Annotated in this window: 18 protein-coding genes; 11 read left to right on the top strand and 7 right to left on the bottom strand. The window is 67.9% G+C overall.

Annotation, left to right across the window (positions count from 1 at the left end):
- Window positions 1-88 precede the first annotated feature (88 nt).
- Together ACO07H_RS15095 and ACO07H_RS15090 are read left to right on the top strand one after the other, a co-directional pair.
- A complete protein-coding gene (locus ACO07H_RS15095) occupies window positions 89-1,024 on the top strand; it encodes a GGDEF domain-containing protein (RefSeq protein ID WP_422015534.1) in 936 nt (311 codons plus the stop codon).
- 124 nt (window positions 1,025-1,148) lie between these two features.
- On the top strand, window positions 1,149-1,421 hold the full coding sequence (locus ACO07H_RS15090) for a flagellar basal body rod protein (protein ID WP_422015532.1): 273 nt from the start codon (window positions 1,149-1,151) through the stop codon (window positions 1,419-1,421).
- A gap of 112 nt (window positions 1,422-1,533) precedes the next feature.
- Here the strand turns inward: ACO07H_RS15090 and acnB are convergent, their stop codons facing one another.
- The 7 genes from acnB to ACO07H_RS15055 form a co-directional block, all read right to left on the bottom strand.
- Window positions 1,534-4,149, bottom strand: coding sequence for a bifunctional aconitate hydratase 2/2-methylisocitrate dehydratase (gene acnB, locus ACO07H_RS15085; protein WP_422015530.1), 2,616 nt, complete (start codon window positions 4,147-4,149; stop codon window positions 1,534-1,536).
- Between the two features lie 33 nt (window positions 4,150-4,182).
- Window positions 4,183-4,602: a type II toxin-antitoxin system VapC family toxin gene (locus ACO07H_RS15080; RefSeq protein ID WP_422015528.1), complete on the bottom strand. Its 420-nt coding sequence runs from the start codon at window positions 4,600-4,602 to the stop codon at window positions 4,183-4,185.
- Window positions 4,599-4,859 carry an AbrB/MazE/SpoVT family DNA-binding domain-containing protein gene (locus ACO07H_RS15075; RefSeq protein ID WP_422015526.1) on the bottom strand — a complete coding sequence of 87 codons (261 nt, stop codon included), beginning with the start codon at window positions 4,857-4,859 and terminating at the stop codon, window positions 4,599-4,601. Before ACO07H_RS15075 ends, ACO07H_RS15080 begins: the two co-directional genes overlap by 4 nt.
- 120 nt (window positions 4,860-4,979) lie before the next feature.
- Complete coding sequence (locus ACO07H_RS15070) at window positions 4,980-5,543, bottom strand: hypothetical protein (protein WP_422015524.1); 564 nt, start codon at window positions 5,541-5,543, stop codon at window positions 4,980-4,982.
- Window positions 5,544-5,670: 127 nt separating this feature from the next.
- Complete coding sequence (locus tag ACO07H_RS15065) at window positions 5,671-6,681, bottom strand: HpcH/HpaI aldolase/citrate lyase family protein (protein ID WP_422015522.1); 1,011 nt, start codon at window positions 6,679-6,681, stop codon at window positions 5,671-5,673.
- Window positions 6,678-7,448, bottom strand: coding sequence for a trans-aconitate 2-methyltransferase (tam, locus tag ACO07H_RS15060; protein ID WP_422015519.1), 771 nt, complete (start codon window positions 7,446-7,448; stop codon window positions 6,678-6,680). The genes ACO07H_RS15065 and tam overlap by 4 nt, the downstream gene beginning before the upstream one ends.
- Before the next feature lie 21 nt (window positions 7,449-7,469).
- Window positions 7,470-8,456 (bottom strand): malate dehydrogenase, encoded by a 987-nt coding sequence (locus ACO07H_RS15055; RefSeq protein WP_422015517.1) that lies wholly within the window; start codon window positions 8,454-8,456, stop codon window positions 7,470-7,472.
- Window positions 8,457-8,560: 104 nt separating this feature from the next.
- Between ACO07H_RS15055 and ACO07H_RS15050 the strand changes: the two genes are divergently transcribed.
- The 9 genes from ACO07H_RS15050 (at window position 8,561) to ACO07H_RS15010 (ending at window position 16,737) form a co-directional block, all read left to right on the top strand.
- Complete coding sequence (locus tag ACO07H_RS15050) at window positions 8,561-9,289, top strand: GntR family transcriptional regulator (RefSeq protein WP_422015515.1); 729 nt, start codon at window positions 8,561-8,563, stop codon at window positions 9,287-9,289.
- Between the two features lie 93 nt (window positions 9,290-9,382).
- Window positions 9,383-9,811, top strand: a complete 429-nt coding sequence (gene sdhC / locus ACO07H_RS15045) for a succinate dehydrogenase, cytochrome b556 subunit (RefSeq protein ID WP_422015513.1) — start codon at window positions 9,383-9,385, stop codon at window positions 9,809-9,811.
- Between the two features lie 34 nt (window positions 9,812-9,845).
- On the top strand, window positions 9,846-10,205 hold the full coding sequence (gene sdhD, locus ACO07H_RS15040) for a succinate dehydrogenase, hydrophobic membrane anchor protein (RefSeq protein WP_422015511.1): 360 nt from the start codon (window positions 9,846-9,848) through the stop codon (window positions 10,203-10,205).
- Window positions 10,205-11,998 carry a succinate dehydrogenase flavoprotein subunit gene (gene sdhA, locus ACO07H_RS15035; protein WP_422015509.1) on the top strand — a complete coding sequence of 598 codons (1,794 nt, stop codon included), beginning with the start codon at window positions 10,205-10,207 and terminating at the stop codon, window positions 11,996-11,998. The genes sdhD and sdhA overlap by 1 nt, the downstream gene beginning before the upstream one ends.
- A gap of 68 nt (window positions 11,999-12,066) precedes the next feature.
- The gene (locus ACO07H_RS15030; RefSeq protein ID WP_422015507.1) at window positions 12,067-12,768 is read left to right on the top strand and encodes a succinate dehydrogenase iron-sulfur subunit; all 702 of its coding nucleotides are present in this window, start codon (window positions 12,067-12,069) and stop codon (window positions 12,766-12,768) included.
- Window positions 12,769-12,779: 11 nt separating this feature from the next.
- Entirely contained in the window at window positions 12,780-13,055 is a 276-nt protein-coding gene (locus ACO07H_RS15025) for a succinate dehydrogenase assembly factor 2 (protein WP_422015505.1), read from the top strand.
- A 29-nt stretch (window positions 13,056-13,084) separates the two neighbouring features.
- Window positions 13,085-14,395 carry a citrate synthase gene (gltA, locus tag ACO07H_RS15020; protein ID WP_422015503.1) on the top strand — a complete coding sequence of 437 codons (1,311 nt, stop codon included), beginning with the start codon at window positions 13,085-13,087 and terminating at the stop codon, window positions 14,393-14,395.
- A 79-nt stretch (window positions 14,396-14,474) separates the two neighbouring features.
- On the top strand, window positions 14,475-15,404 hold the full coding sequence (locus ACO07H_RS15015) for a ribokinase (RefSeq protein WP_422015501.1): 930 nt from the start codon (window positions 14,475-14,477) through the stop codon (window positions 15,402-15,404).
- Window positions 15,405-15,423: 19 nt separating this feature from the next.
- Window positions 15,424-16,737, top strand: coding sequence for a TRZ/ATZ family hydrolase (locus tag ACO07H_RS15010; protein WP_422015499.1), 1,314 nt, complete (start codon window positions 15,424-15,426; stop codon window positions 16,735-16,737).
- Window positions 16,738-16,801 lie beyond the last annotated feature (64 nt).

Raw genomic sequence — 16,801 nt, 5'->3', positions numbered from 1 at the left:
AACCCCGAAGGGGAGCGTGATCTGCGTCATGGCTGAAAGCGCCGAGTCCTGCGATAGTCGGCGTCGGAAGACCGACCAGGAGATTCCCATGAGCAACGTCCACGCCCCGTCAATAGCCGACGACTTCAACACCGCCCGCCTGAAGGCCTTGCTGGTGCGCGCGCCGACGGCCGTGGCGTTCGTGTCGGGCGAGCGCTTCGAGGTCGTCAGCGAGGAGTTCAACCACTTGTTCGGCTTTGGTGACGAGAGCGACCTGACGGGCCAGAACACGCGTGCGGTGCACACCACCGATGTGGCCCATGCCGCGCTGCGCGAGCGTGCCACCGCCGCCTTCGCCGCAGGCCAGCCGCTGGACGAAGAGATCGAGTACGTGAAGCGCGACGGCCACCGCTTCTGGGGCCGGCTGCAGGCCTCGCCGCTGCAATGGGACGACCCGGCCAGCGAGGTGCTGTGGATCGTCGAGGACGTGAGCGCCGCCCGCGCGCTGCGGCTGCAGCCGACGTGGACGGCCAAGCATGACGCCGTGACCGAACTGGCCAACCGCCGCGAGTTCGAGCGCCGGCTCGCCGAGCACGTGGGCAGCCGCCGCAGCGAGCCGGTCTCGGCGCTGTGGGTGGACGTGGACAAGTTCAGTGACGTCGTCAAGGCCATGGGGGCCGAGGTGGGCGACCATTTCCTGTACGGCCTGGGCCAGATGCTGATCAGCAAGGTGCGGGCGTCCGACCTCGTGGCCAGGCTGGAGGACGACCACTTCGCCATCCTGCTGCCCGACTGCGACCAGCACTACGCCCAGATCATTGCCGAGAAGATCCGCTCGGCCATCGCCGCCTACCGGCTGCGCTGGGGCATGCACCGCACGCGCGTGAAGGCGTCGGTGGGCGTCGTGCAGATCCAGCCCTCGCTGGCCACCGTGGACGCCGTGCTGGGCGCCGGCGCGCTGGCCTGCACCGAGGCCAAGGCGGCGGGCGGCGACAGCGTGCGGGTGTTCGTGTCCACCGGCGGGTACGAGGAACTGGCCGGCTGACGGACCGATGTCACGCCCGGCGGCGCGGCGATCCGGGGAAAAGCGGGTTTTCTCGCCAATTGTTCTAAAGTTCGCTTCAGCCCGGCCGATGTAACGGCCAGCGCGCCTGAAAGCTGAAACTCCGATGAACGTCCCGCTGTCCACCGCCCTGTCCGGCATCTCGTCTGCCAACGAGCGGTTGCGGGCGTCCGCGTCCAACATCGCCAACCTGGCCGCCACCAACCAGGCCCGCCCCAGGGCGGAGCCGACCAACGTGGACAAGGTGCCGCAGCGCGAGATCAACCCGGCCAATGAGGTCGTGGAGCAGCAGTCGGCGGCCTATGCCTTCGTCGCCAACCTGAAGGTGCTGCAGACGCAGATCAACACGACGGGCGCGCTGCTCGACATCAAGGCCTGAGCGGCCCGCCCTCCTCAGTCAAGCGGCCCGTCGGGCCGCTTTGTCATTGGGCCACGAAAAAGCCCGCCGGCTTGGCGCACGGCGGGCTTGCGGCGTTGACGCCGGGTCAGGCTCAGCAGGCCGGGGCAACGGCCTTGGCCGTCTCGGCGTACTCCTCGATCTGGTCGAAGTTCAGGTACTTGTAGATCGACGCGCCGTCCTTGTTCACGATGCCCATCGCCTCGTGGTACTCCTGCACCGTCGGGATGTGGCCCAGCTTGGACGCGATCGCCGCCAGTTCGGCCGAGGCCAGGAACACGTTGGTGTTCTTGCCCAGGCGGTTCGGGAAGTTGCGGGTCGACGTGGACACGACGGTCGCGCCTTCGCGCACCTGGGCCTGGTTGCCCATGCACAGGCTGCAGCCCGGCATCTCGGTGCGCGCGCCGGCCGTGCCGAAGGCGGCGTAGTGGCCTTCCTTGATCAGCTCGCTCTGGTCCATCTTGGTGGGCGGGGCCACCCACAGCTTGACCGGGATGTCGCGCTGGCCGCCCAGCAGCTTAGCCGCGGCGCGGAAGTGGCCGATGTTGGTCATGCACGAGCCGATGAAGGCTTCATCGATCTGGGTGCCGGCGACTTCGGACAGGAACTTGGCGTCGTCCGGGTCGTTCGGGCAGCACAGGATGGGTTCCTTGATGTCGGCCAGGTCGATCTCGATGACGTGGGCGTACTCGGCGTCTTTGTCGGCTTCCAGCAGCTCGGGGTTGGCCAGCCAAGCCTCGACCTTCTCGATGCGGCGCTGCAGCGTCTTCGCGTCGGCGTAGCCGTCGGCGATCATGTTCTTCATCAGCACGACGTTGCTGGTGAGGTACTCCTTGATCGGCTCGGGGTTGAGCTTGATCGTGCAGCCGGCGGCCGAGCGCTCGGCGGAGGCGTCGGAGAGTTCAAAGGCTTGCTCGACCTTGAGGTCCGGCAGGCCTTCGATTTCCAGGATGCGACCCGAGAAGGCGTTCTTCTTGCCGGCCTTGGCGACGGTCAGCAGGCCGGCCTTGATGGCGTACAGCGGGATGGCATGCACGAGGTCGCGCAGCGTCACGCCTGGCTGCATCTCGCCCTTGAAGCGCACCAGCACGGATTCGGGCATGTCCAGCGGCATCACGCCGGTGGCGGCACCGAAGGCGACGAGGCCGGAGCCGGCCGGGAACGAGATGCCGATCGGGAACCGGGTGTGCGAATCGCCACCGGTGCCGACCGTGTCGGGCAGCAGCAGGCGGTTCAGCCAGCTGTGGATGACGCCGTCGCCCGGGCGCAGCGACACACCACCCCGGTTGCTGATGAAGGCGGGGAGCTCGCGGTGGGTCTTCACGTCCACGGGCTTGGGATAGGCCGCCGTGTGGCAGAAGGACTGCATGACCAGGTCGGCCGAGAAGCCCAGGCAGGCCAGGTCTTTCAGCTCGTCGCGGGTCATGGGGCCGGTGGTGTCCTGCGAGCCGACGGTCGTCATCTTGGGTTCGCAGTAGGTGCCCGGGCGCACGCCTTGGCCTTCCGGAAGGCCCACGGCGCGGCCGACCATCTTCTGCGCCAGCGTGAAGCCGGCCTTGGTTTCGGCGGGCGCGGAAGGCAGGCGGAACAGCGTGGAGGCGGGCAGGCCCAGGAACTCGCGCGCCTTGGCGGTCAGCGAGCGGCCAATGATCAGGTTGATGCGGCCGCCAGCGCGTACTTCGTCGAACAGCACATCGCTCTTGAGCTTGAACTCGGCGACGGTCTCGGTGCCCTTCACCAGCTTGCCTTCGTACGGCAGCACGTCGATGACGTCGCCCATCTCCAGCCTGGACACGTCCACCTCGATGGGCAGCGAGCCCGAGTCTTCCTGCGTGTTGAAGAAGATCGGCGCGATCTTGCCGCCCAGCGTGACGCCGCCGAAGCGCTTGTTCGGCACGAAGGGGATGTCCTGGCCGGTGGCCCAGATGACGCTGTTGGTCGCGGACTTGCGCGAGGAGCCGGTGCCCACCACGTCGCCCACGTAGGCGACCAGGTGGCCCTTCTTCTTCAGGTCCTCGATGAACTGCATCGGACCGCGCTTGCCGTCTTCCTCGGGCTTGAAGGCGGCACCGCCTGGAGCTCCAAAGTCACCGCGGGTGTTCTTCAGCATCGCCAGGTAGTGCAGCGGGATGTCCGGACGGCTCCACGCGTCAGGCGCGGGCGACAGGTCGTCGGTGTTGGTCTCGCCAGGCACCTTGAAGACGGTGACGGTGATCTTCTTCTCGACCTCGGGGCGCGACGTGAACCACTCGGCGTCGGCCCAGCTCTGCATGACGGCCTTGGCGTATGCGTTGCCCGCCTTGGCCTTGTCGGCCACGTCGTTGAAGTAGTCGAACATCAGCAGCGTCTTCTTCAGGCCTGCGGCAGCGACTTCGGCCACCTCGGCGTCGTCCAGCAGCTCGATCAGCGGGTGCACGTTGTAGCCGCCCACCATGGTGCCCAGCAGCTCGGTCGCCTTGGCCTTGGAGATCAGCCCGACCTTCAGGTCGCCGTGGGCGACGGCGGCCAGGAAGGACGCCTTGACCTTGGCCGCGTCGTCCACGCCCGGGGGCACGCGGTGGGTCAGCAGGTCCAGCAGGAAGGTGTCTTCACCGGCGGGTGGGGACTTGATCAGCTCGATCAGGTCGGCGACCTGCCTGGCATCCAGGGCCAGGGGCGGGATGCCGAGGGCGGCGCGTTCGGCGACGTGTTGGCGATAGGCGGTGAGCATGAGAAAACTCCTGAAACGGGGGGGCGGAAGAAGTCAGGACTTGGGCGCGATGACGCGCAAGCCCTTGAAGTAGTCGCGGAAGAAACCGGCGTCGCGGGTGATCAGGCCCTGGCATTGCAGCAGGGCATGCGCGCCGATGAGGAAGTCGGGGACGGTGCGTTTGGTGTCCTGCGGCTTGGATGCCGCCGGCAGGCGTTGGCGGTAGCGGCGCTGCATCTCGCCGGCGCGCAGCGCCGAGCGCAGTTCGAGCGGCGAGAAGCCGATGCCGATGGCTTCGAGCGTTTCCAGCACGATATCGCTGTGGCCCAGGCCCGCCACCACCTCGCTGACGACCACCTCGCAGGCCACCACCGGGCCATTGGACAGCGCGCTGCGCAGCAATTGCTCGGCCTCGTCTGCGGATGGGCCGTCGCCGATGTAGTCGACGAGGATGGAGGTGTCGACAGCGATCACTCGTGGTCGTCCGGCGCGGGGTAGGGATCGCCGGGCGCCCGGCCACGCAGCTCGCGCATCACGTCGTCGGTGGTCGTGCCGGCCGGCAGCTTGATGCGGCCGCGCATCTTGGACAGCGCGTCGCCGACATCCTTGCGCAGGATGATGCGGCCACCGTCCAGCTCGACCTTGAGGGTGGTGCCCTTGGTCAGGCCGAGGGCGTCCCTGACGGCTTTGGGCAGCGTGATCTGCCCGCGTTCGGCAACAGTGGCTTCCATGGCGCCTCCAGCAGCTGAGCCGCCGCGGGGTGCAGCCACTCAGGTATGCATCAGAAAGTATGCATTCATTTTACATACCGGCGTGGGTGGTTTCAAGCCGTGAACCGTGCCGCTGGCGTGTCATTTGCCCGGCGTGATGCCAATGGAGTTGGCCTTGGCGGCCTCGGGGTCGGACGCCGCGGCGGCGCGCGCCTCGACCATCAGCCGGGCCTGCTCCGGGTGGACGCAGTCGTCCAGGATGCGCTGCCCGATCTTGGTGTCCAGCAGCATGGACTTGTTGGCGATCTGGATCATCAGCGTGCGGCCCGTCACATCCTCCAGGCGCAGCGCGCCGGTGGACGACAGCACCGGCTTCATCGTGAAGCGGTACTTCTGCCAGCGGATGTCGATGTAGCCCGCCGTCTTGGGGTGCTTCTCGATGTGCACGGTTTCCTTGAACTCGCAGACGTAGTCGCCGAGGTAGGCGCGCTCGGCGGCGGCGAGCTGCGCTTCGTCGGCATCGGCCAGCACGGGTTCGGGCGGCGGCGGCGCCTTCTTGGCGGGGGCGGCCTTGGCTGGCTTGGCCGCGGCAGCCTTGGTGGCCGGCTTGGCATTGGGCTTGGCCGGTGCGTTCTGGGCCAGGGCGGGCAGGGCGGCGCAGAGGATCAGGGCAGCGGCGCTGCTGCGGAGCGGGGGAAACAGCATCTGAGGGGGAGGGGAAAAGGGGGAGGGGTGGAAAAACGGCCGCGCATGATGGCCGCGAAGCGGCAGGGCCGCGGTGAGTAGATGTGAGCGATTTTCGGGGGTGGTCGTGGGTGCTCAGGCCCGTGCTTTACCCGATGGCTGCTGGGAAAAACGCCCGGCGCGCCTCGGCCGGCAGCGCGCGGCCGGTGCGCTCGGCACGCTCCAGCACGGTCCAGAAATAGCGGTAGCTGGCACGGTCGTGCAATCGGTCACGGAACGAGACCGGCGCCCACTGCTGGCGTTGCGCCGCCAGCAGCAGTTCGGCGGCTTCGGCGATCTCGTCGGCGGCCGGCGCGAAGGCCTCGACGATGGGGCGGATCTGGTCCGGATGGATGCTCCACATGCGCGTGTAGCCGAACTCGCGCGCAGCGCGCGTGGCGGCCGACGTCAGCCGCTCGCGGTCGCGGAACTCGGTCACGACGCAGTGCGAAGGCACCTTGCCGAACGCGTGCGCCGCCGCGGCGATCTCCAGCTTGGCGCGCACGACCAGCGGATGCTCGAACTGCCCCGGCAGCTCCATCGCCGTCTTCGGGATCGCGCCGCCGTGCGCGGAGACGAAGTCCATCAGCCCGAACGACAGCGATTCGATGCGCGGGTGCGCGGCAATGCGGAACACGTCGCGCAAGGCGCCGTGCGTCTCGATGAGCACCTGCAGCGGCAGCTTGGGCGCGCCGTGGCGGGCGCAGGCCGCGTCGATGGCGGCGACGGCGCGGTCCACGTCGTCGGCGCTCTCTGGCTTGGGAAGCATCAGGTAGGCCAGGTGTGCGCCGGCGCGGCCGACGAGCGTGTCCACGTCGGCGTCGAACGCAGCGTGGCCCCAGGGGTGCACGCGCGCGCCGACGCGGCCGAAGCGGTTGGCGGCGCTGGTCGCCAGCTCCGCGATCAGCAGCGCGTGCTCGGCCTCGCCGCCCACGGGTGCGCCGTCCTCGGCGTCCAGCGTGATGTCGAACACCGGGCCCAGTTCGGCCTGCAGCGCCAGGCTCTTGCGCATGCGCGCCTCGACGCCGCAGTAGTGGTCGACAACGGGCAGCAGGCGCGGGGCGGTCGTGCTGTCCTCGAACAGGGCGTCGCGAGGATGGACGGGGGCGTCAGGAATCATGGACGGCGTGCGACGAAAAAGAGGCGCGGGAACGCCAGCAGCAACTGGCCATCCGCGCGCGGCGGGTAACTGTCGGCGATGCGCTGCTCGTAGGCCACCAGGAACTGCGCGCGCTCGGCCTCGGGCAGCGGGTCGACGAAGGGCTTGAGGCCGGTGCCGCGCACCCACTCGACGATGCGGGCGGGCGATGCCATCGGGTGCTGGTAGGCGGTGCGCCAGAGGTCCAGTTCGCCGAGCGGCGCGAGCAGGTCGTAGTAGCCGTGCAGCCCCAGCAGGTCGGTGCGCAGCCGGCTCGCGTCGCCGATCAGCGCGGCGTAGGGCAACTGTGCCGCCAGCTCGCGCATCGCGCGGTGCGTGGGCTCGTCGCGGTTGTCCGGCATCTGCACGGCCAGCACGCCGCCCGGGGCCAGGTGGCCCAGCAGGCGCGGCAGCAGGCGCTCATGGTCGCCCACCCATTGCAGCGACGCGTTCGCGTAGATCAGGTCGAAGGCGCCGTCGGGCGCCCAGTCGCCGATGTCGGCCCGCTCGAAGCGGCAGCCGGGCAGGCGCTCGCGGGCGCTGTCCAGCATGGCGGCGGAGTTGTCGATGCCGAGGACCGCGGCGTCGGGGAAGCGCTCGACCAGCAGCTCGGTCGAGTTGCCCGGGCCGCACCCGAGGTCGACGATCCGCCGCGGGGATGTGAGCGGCACCCGCGCCAGCAGGTCGCGCGCAGGGCGGGTGCGCTCGTCCTCGAAGCGGCGGTAGAGGTCCGGGTTCCAGTCCTTCACGCGCGCTCCGGGGTGGCGGGTTTACAGCAGGTGCTTGACGCCGTCCTGCTCGTCCGTCAGTTCCTTCAGCGTCTTGTTGATGCACTCCTGCGAGAACTCGTCGATGGCGATGCCCTCGACGATCTTGTACTCGCCGCCTTCACAGGTGACGGGGTAGCCGAACATGACTTCCTTGGGAATGCCGTATTCGCCGCCCGACGGGATGCCCATCGTGACCCACTTGCCGTTGGTGCCCAGGGCCCAGTCGCGCATGTGGTCGATGGCGGCGTTCGCCGCCGAGGCCGCCGACGACAGGCCGCGGGCGGCAATGATGGCGGCGCCGCGCTTGCCGACGGTGGGCAGGAACACTTCACGGTTCCACTGCTCGTCGTTGATCAGCGCCTTCACCGACTGGCCGGCGATGGTGGCGTTGCGGTAGTCGGCGTACATCGTCGGCGAATGGTTGCCCCACACGGCCAGCTTCTCGATGGAGGCCACGGGCTTGCCCGTCTTGGCGGCCAGTTGCGACGCGGCGCGGTTGTGGTCCAGGCGCAGCATGGCGGTGAAGTTCTTGGCCGGCAGGTCGGGCGCCGACTTCATCGCGATGTAGGCGTTGGTGTTGGCCGGGTTGCCCACCACCAGCACCTTGACGTTGCGCGAGGCCACGGCGTTGAGCGCCTTGCCCTGCGTCGTGAAGATGGCGCCGTTGATCGACAGCAGCTCGGCGCGTTCCATGCCGGGGCCACGCGGACGCGAGCCGACGAGCAGCGCGTAGTCGGTGTCCTTGAAGGCGGTCATCGGGTCGCTGTGGGCCTCGATGCCGGCCAGCAGCGGGAAGGCGCAGTCCTCGAGTTCCATGATCACGCCCTTCAGCGCGTTCTGGGCCTTCTCGTCGGGGATTTCCAGCAGTTGCAGGATGACGGGCTGGTCCTTGCCCAGCATCTCGCCGGAGGCGATGCGGAACAGCAGGGCGTAGCCGATCTGGCCAGCTGCGCCGGTGACGGCGACGCGAACGGGTGTCTTGCTCATGGAGATCTCCGAGGACAGTTGATGAAGCTCATGTCGAGGCGGCGCCGCGCGCTTCGCCTGAAGGCGCAGCAGTGTACGGGCATACCCTGTGCTGCAATGCGCCCATGCCCCCAATCAAGCCCAGGCCGTCCGCGCCGCTGTATGCCCAGATCCGGCAGTTGATCGTTGCCGCACTCGCGGCCGGCGAGTGGCGGCCCGGCGACGCGCTGCCCAGCGAAGCGTCGCTGGCCGAGCGCTTCCGGGCCAGTCCGGGCACCGTGCGGCGCGCGCTGGACGAATTGACGGCCGAGCACGTGGTGGAACGCCGCCAGGGGCGTGGCACGTTCGTCGCGACGCACACGGCGCCGCGTGACGCCTACCGCTTCCTGCGGCTGGTGGCGGATGACGGAACGGCCGGTTTCACCCGCGAGCTGGTGCATTGCCGCCGCGCGCGTGCCAACGCGGAGACGGCGCGGGCGCTGCAATTGCGCACCTCGGCGCCCGTCGTCGAGGTCCGGCGGCTGCTGTTGCGCCGCGGTCAGGCGGTGGTGCTGGACGACCTGTGGCTGCCGGAACGCCATTTCGAAGGGCTGACGGGTGAGGTGATCGACGCCTATCCGGGCACGCTGTACGCGCTCTTCGAAGCCCGGTTCGGCGTGCACATGGTGAAGGCCGAGGAAAAGCTGCGCGCCGTTGCGGCCAGTGCCGATGCGGCCGCACTGCTGCACGTACCGGCCGGCGTGCCGCTGCTCAGTGTGGAGCGCGTGGCCTACACCTATGGCGACCGGCCGGTCGAATTGCGCCGGGGTCTGTACCGCACCGAAGCGGATCACTACCGCAATGACTTGAACTGAAGCTGACGATGGCGCAGTGCAGCAAGTCGGCCACCCGGGTTAACGCTTGGCCCTAGAATCTTTCGGTTTCACATTGATTACCCAGGCTCGATCATGACGGACAGCGCCAAGGCAAGACCGCAATACCGCAACATCCACGTCACCCAGATCGTCAGCTACCGCCTTCCGCCAGCCGGCATCGTCTCCATCCTGCATCGCATCAGCGGTCTGCTGATGTTCCTGCTGCTGCCCTTCGTGGTCTGGATGCTGGACAACAGCCTCAGCTCGGAAATCACCTTCGGCGCGTTCACCAACGTGTTCGTGGCGGGCGTGGCGGGCATTCCGGGCTGGTTCGTGAAGCTCGTGACGCTGGGGCTGATCTGGGGCTACCTGTTCCACTTCATCGCCGGCGTGCGCCACCTGTGGATGGACGCGACGCACAGCGTCAGCAAGGCGCAGGGCCACAGCTCGGCCCTCGTCACGCTGGTCCTCAGCACGCTGCTGACGCTGGCGCTGGGCGCGAAGCTGTTCGGCCTCTACTGAAACCCCGCTGAACCCCAACCGAGGGACAACAAGAATGAGCACTTTCGGCTCCAAGCGCATCGTCGTGGGCGCGCATTACGGCCTGCGCGACTGGCTCGCGCAGCGCATCACGGCCGTGCTGATGGCCTTGTTCACCGTGGTCCTGCTCGTGCAGGTGCTGATGCCCGGTGAACTGGGTTACGACCGCTGGGCGGCGATCTTCTCCCAGCAGTGGATGAAGGTCCTGACCTTCGTGACCATCCTGGCGCTGGCGTATCACGCCTGGGTCGGCGTGCGTGACATCTGGATGGACTACGTGAAGCCGGTCGGCCTGCGACTGGCCCTGCAAGTGTTTTCGATCGTGTGGTTGCTTGGCTGTGCCGGCTGGGCGATCCAGGTGCTGTGGAGACTGTGATGACGACGGCAAAGATTTCGACCCGCAAGTTCGACGTGGTCATCGTCGGGGCTGGTGGCTCCGGCATGCGCGCTTCGCTGCAGCTGGCGCTGGCCGGCCTGAACGTGGCCGTGCTGTCCAAGGTCTTCCCGACCCGCTCGCACACCGTCGCCGCCCAGGGCGGCATCGGTGCGTCGCTGGGCAACATGAGCGAGGACAACTGGCACTACCACTTCTTCGACACCGTCAAGGGTTCGGACTGGCTGGGCGACCAGGACGCCATCGAGTTCATGTGCCGCGAGGCGCCCAAGGTCGTCTACGAGCTTGAGCATTTCGGCATGCCGTTCGACCGCAATGCCGATGGCACCATCTACCAGCGCCCCTTCGGCGGCCACACCGCCAACTACGGCGAGAAGCCCGTGCAGCGCGCCTGCGCCGCGGCCGACCGCACCGGCCACGCGATGCTGCACACGCTGTACCAGCAGAACGTCAAGGCACGCACGCAGTTCTTCGTCGAATGGATGGCGCTGGACCTGATCCGTGATGCCGAGGGCGACGTGGTCGGCGTGACGGCGTTGGAGATGGAGACCGGCGAGGTTCACATCCTGCAGGGCAAGACGGTGCTGCTGGCCACCGGCGGCGCCGGGCGCATCTTCGCGGCCTCCACCAATGCCTTCATCAACACCGGCGACGGCCTGGGCATGGCGGCGCGCGCCGGCATCCCGCTGGAAGACATGGAGTTCTGGCAGTTCCACCCGACCGGCGTGCACAACGCCGGCGTGCTGCTGACCGAAGGCTGCCGTGGCGAAGGCGCCATCCTGCGCAACGCCGATGGCGAGCGCTTCATGGAGCGCTATGCGCCCACGCTGAAGGACCTGGCACCGCGCGACTTCGTGTCGCGCTGCATGGACCAGGAGATCAAGGAAGGTCGCGGCTGCGGTCCGAACAAGGACTACATCAACCTCGACATGACCCACCTGGGTGCGGACACCATCGCCAAGCGCCTGCCCTCGGTGCTGGAGATCGGCCACAACTTCGCCAACGTCGACATCACGAAGGAACCGATTCCCGTGGTGCCGACCATCCACTACCAGATGGGTGGCATCCCCACCAACATCCACGGCCAGGTGGTGGTGCCCAAGGATGGCAAGCCCAACGAGATCGTCAAGGGCCTGTACGCCGTGGGCGAATGCGCCTGCGTCAGCGTGCACGGCGCCAACCGCCTGGGCACCAACTCGCTGCTGGACCTGCTGGTGTTCGGCCGCGCGGCCGGCAACCACCTGGTGGCGGCCGACCTGGGCAAGCAGGCGCACAAGGCGCTGCCCGCCGACGCGGCGGACCGCTCGCTGGCGCGCCTGGCGCGCCTGGACAACAGCACCAGCGGCGAGTACGCCCAGGACGTGGCCAACGACCTGCGCGCCGCGATGCAGCAGCATGCCGGCGTGTTCCGCACCCAGGCCATGCTGAACGAAGGCGTGACCCAGATCGCCGCGATTGCCGAGCGGGTCAAGAACATCACGCTGAAGGACAAGTCCAAGGTCTTCAACACGGCGCGCATCGAGGCGCTGGAAGTTGAGAACCTGATCGAGGCGGCGCAGGCCACCATCGTGTCGGCAGCGGCCCGCACCGAGAGCCGCGGCGCCCACACCGTGAACGACTACGGCGACACACCGGCCCACCCCAACGGCCGCAACGACGAGCAGTGGATGAAGCACACGCTGTGGTACTCCGAGGGCAACCGGCTGGACTACAAGCCGGTCAACCTCAAGCCGCTGACCGTGGACTCGATTCCTCCGAAGGTCCGCACATTCTGATGACCTTGCGGGACAGACCGCCCTCGCGAAGCGAGTCGCTCTGTCCCCAACTGACTAGGAACTGATCTATGAAGCGCACCTTCCAGATTTACCGCTACGACCCGGACAAGGATGCCAAGCCCTACATGCAGACCCTTGAGGTCGAGCTGGACGGCACCGAGCGCATGCTGCTGGACGCCCTGAACAAGCTCAAGGCGGTCGACCCCAGCCTGTCGTTCCGGCGCTCCTGCCGCGAAGGCGTGTGCGGTTCGGACGCGATGAACATCAACGGCAAGAACGGCCTGGCGTGCCTGACGAACATGCGCACGCTGCCGGGCACCATCGTGCTCAAGCCCCTGCCGGGCCTGCCCGTCGTGCGCGACCTCATCGTCGACATGACGCAGTTCTTCAAGCAGTACCACTCGATCAAGCCCTATCTCGTCAACGACAACATCCCGCCCGAGACCGAGCGGCTGCAGTCGCCCGAGGAGCGCGACGAGCTCAACGGCCTGTACGAGTGCATCCTGTGCGCGAGCTGCTCCACGAGCTGCCCGAGCTTCTGGTGGAACCCGGATAAGTTCGTCGGCCCGGCCGGCCTGCTGCAGGCCTACCGCTTCATCGCCGACAGCCGCGACGAAGCCACGGCCGAGCGCCTGGACAACCTGGAAGACCCGTACCGCCTGTTCCGTTGCCACACCATCATGAACTGCGTGGACGTCTGCCCCAAGGGCCTGAACCCCACGAAGGCCATCGGCAAGATCAAGGAACTGATGGTCCGCCGCGCGGTCTGAGCCTGACGACGATGACCGAGATCGCCACGGCCCTGATCGACGAACGCGCGCTGTCCAAGCTGCGCTGGCGTTGCCGCAGGGGCCTGCTGGAGAACGACCTCTTCATCGAACGATTCTTTACGCGCACGGCCGCGTCGGGCATCAGCGTGACGCAAGCCGAGGGCCTGACGATGCTGATGGACCTGGCCGACAACGACCTTCTCGACCTGTTACTGCGCCGCAAGGAACCCAGTGGTGAAATCGACACCGCTGCCGTGCGCGAGGTTCTCGCCGACCTGCGCACCTGATGCTTTTGAAAAACTTTAAGGACTGAACCATGACCCCGTCCGACGTGAAAGCCACCCTGTCGTTCTCTGACGGCAGCCCCTCGATGGACCTGCCCCTGTACAAGGGCACGATCGGCCCGGATGTCATCGACATCCGCAAGCTCTACGGTCAGACCGGCAAGTTCACCTACGACCCCGGCTTCCTGTCGACGGCGTCGTGCAACTCCACCATCACCTACATCGACGGCGACAAGGGCGAGCTGCTGTACCGCGGCTACCCCATCGACCAGCTCGCGGTGAACTGCGACTACCTCGAGACCTGCTACCTGCTGCTGTACGGAGAGTTGCCGAACGAAAGCCAGAAGGCCGAGTTCGAGGACAAGGTCACCCATCACACGATGGTGAACGAGCAGATGCAGTTCTTCCTGCGCGGCTTCCGCCGTGACGCCCACCCGATGGCCGTCATGACGGGCCTGGTGGGTGCGATGTCGGCCTTCTATCACGACAGCACCGACATCAATAACCCCGAGCACCGCGAGATCGCGGCGATCCGCCTGATCGCCAAGATGCCCACGCTCGTGGCCATGGCCTACAAGTACACCATCGGCCAGCCCTACATCTACCCGAAGAACGACCTCAGCTACGCCGGCAACTTCATGCGCATGATGTTCGCCACGCCTTGCGAGGAGTACAAGCCCAACGACGTGCTGGTGCGCGCGATGGACCGCATCTTCACGCTGCACGCCGACCACGAGCAGAACGCGTCGACCTCGACGGTGCGCCTGTGCGGCTCGTCGGGTACCAACCCGTTCGCGGCCATCGCGGCGGGCGTGGCCTGTCTGTGGGGCCCCGCGCACGGCGGCGCCAACGAGGCGGCGCTGAACATGCTGGGCGACATCCAGAAGCAGGGCGGCGTGGCCCGCATCGGCGAGTTCGTCAGCAAGGTCAAGGACAAGAACTCCGGCGTCAAGCTGATGGGCTTCGGCCACCGCGTCTACAAGAACTACGACCCGCGCGCCAAGCTGATGCGCGAGACCTGCCACGAAGTGCTGAACGAGCTGGGCCTGCAGAACGACCCGCTGTTCGAGCTGGCGATGAAGCTGGAAAAGATCGCGCTTGAGGACGAGTACTTCGTCGCCCGCAAGCTCTACCCGAACGTCGACTTCTACTCGGGCATCGTGCAGCGCGCCATCGGCATCCCGGTGCCGCTGTTCACGGCCATCTTCGCGCTGGCCCGCACGGTCGGCTGGATCGCCCAGCTCAATGAGATGATCAGCGACCCCGAGTACAAGATCGGCCGCCCGCGCCAGCTCTTCGTCGGCGCCACGCCGCGCGACGTCAAGCCCATCGGCCAGCGCTGATGCGTGAGGGCGCCACGCACCTCACCGCGAACCCCTCGGCCCCCCGAGGGGTTCTTTCATTTGGAGACGGCCACTGTCCATGACCACCGCCCCTGAGATCCTCGTCCTCGGCAGCGTCAACCGTGACCTCATCGTGCATGCGCCGCGCCTGCCGCTGCCCGGCGAGACACTGCGCGGCCAACGGTTCGGCTCGTGCCTGGGCGGCAAGGGTGCCAACCAGGCCGTCGCGGCAGCCCGCCTGGGCGCCCGCGTGGCGCTGGCCGCGCGCGTGGGCCTGCGGGAGGACGGCGCGGCGATGGTGCGGCAACTGGCCGGTGAGGGGGTGGACACGCGTGCCATCGCCCAGCCCGCCGACGAGGTGCCCGGCGTCGCCTTGATCGTCGTCGGCGCGGCCGATGCCGAGAACCAGATCGTCACCGTCGCCGGCTCCAACGGCACGCTGCCGCTGGCGCAGGTGGAGGCGCTGGACATGACCGGCCTGCGCTGGCTGGTCGCGCAGCAGGAGCTGCCGCTGGAGAGCATCGCGCGCGCCTTCGAGCGTGCCCGCGCGGCCGGCGTGCGGACGGTGCTGAATGCGGCCCCGTTTCGCGCTGGCGGCGAGACGCTGCTGCCGCTGGTGGACCTGCTGGTCGTCAACGAACTCGAAGCCCGCGCCCTCGTGCTGCAGGCCGTCGGTCAGCCACACGAAGAGGTCTCCCACGAGGTGCTGGCCCGTGCGCTGCGCGCCAAGGGGCCGTCGGCCGTGCTGATCTCGCTGGGCGCAGACGGCCTGTGCTGGGTCGACGACCAGGGCTGCCGCCGCGTGCCGGCGCGGCCCGTGACGGCCGTGGACACGGTGGGTGCGGGCGACACGCTGGTCGGCGCCCTCGTCACGGCGCTGGCCGAGGGCCAGCCCGTCGAGCAGGCATTGGCGTTTGCGCAGGCCGCGGCGTCGCTGGCCGTGTCGCGCCCCGGCGTGCAGGACGCGATGCCGCGCCGCGATGAAGTCGAGCAACTGCTCAGAACCTGATCTGTACGGAGAACAAGAGATGACCCAGACCCTGCTGCTGCCCCGCTGGCTGCTGACGATGAAGCCCGGCGAAGACACGCTGGAACACCACGCCCTGCTGATCGACGGCGAGCGCATCGCCGCCATCGGCCCGCGCGAGACGCTGCTGGCGCAGTACCCGCAAGCCGAGCGCGTCGAGCTGCCCGAGCAAGTCCTCATCCCCGGCCTCATCAACGGCCACGCGCATTCGGCCATGACGCTGCTGCGCGGCGTCGCCGACGATGTGCCGCTGATGGACTGGCTGCAGAACCACATCTGGCCGCTGGAGAAGAAATGGGTCAGCGAGGCCTGGACCTACCTGGGCTCCAGGCTCGCCGCCGCCGAAGGCCTGCGCAGCGGCACGACCTACATCAACGACATGTACTTCTTCCCGACCGCGATGGCCCGTGCCGCCGTGGACTCGGGCGTGCGCGCCGCCGTGTCGATGAACGTCATCGACTTCCCGACGGGCTATGCGTCCGGCCCGGACGACTACATCGCCAAGGGCATCGCGGCCTACGAGCAGTACAAGGGCGAGAAGCTGCTCGACTGGACCAGCGCGCCGCACGCGCCGTACACCGTGTCCGACGAGACCTTCGTCAAGCTGCGCGACCTGGCCGAGAAGCTCGACATCCAGATGCACTGCCACATCCACGAGACGTCCGGCGAGGTCGAGGACGGCCTCAAGGCGCACGGCGTGCGACCGATCGCGCGGCTGGACAAGCTGGGCCTGTTCAACGAGCGCATGATCGCCGTGCACATGGTGCACCTCAGCGATGCCGAGATCGAGCTGATGGCGGCCAAGGGCGTGCACCTGGTGCACAACCCCAACTCCAACCTCAAGCTCGCCTCCGGCGTGATGCCGCTCAAGGCGCTGGAAGCGGCCGGCGTCAACACCATCCTTGGCACCGACGGCGCGGCGTCCAACAACCGGCTGGACATGTTCGGCGAGATCCGCTCGGCTGCGCTGCTGGCCAAGGGCATCACCGGCGACCCGACCGTGGCCTCGGCACGCACGGCGCTGGAGATGGCGACCCTGCGCGCCGCCAAGGCCATGGGCCGCGCCGACGACCTGGGCTCGCTGGAAGTGGGTAAGCTGGCCGACTGCGTGGCCGTGTCGCTGGACAGCGTCGAGTGCCAGCCGGTCTACAACGCCGCCGCGCAGCTGGTCTACGTGGCGGGTCGAGAGCAGGTCAGCAACGTCTGGGTGGGCGGCCGCCAGGTGCTGCGCGAGCGCGAGCCGACCACCATCGACGTGCCGGCGCTGCTGGGCGAGGTGCGCGAGGTGGTCGAGCGCATGAAGTCCGGCGCCTGAAAACTTCCTGAATGGTCAAAGTCGGGAGGGCCGCATTGCCCTCCTAGAATGCTGGTTTTCCCTT

The sequence above is a fragment of the Roseateles sp. genome, assembly GCF_965229315.1.
GTDB lineage: Bacteria > Pseudomonadota > Gammaproteobacteria > Burkholderiales > Burkholderiaceae_C > Pelomonas.
Note: the sequence above shows the minus strand (reverse complement) of the source record. Positions and strands in the feature narration are given on the sequence as shown.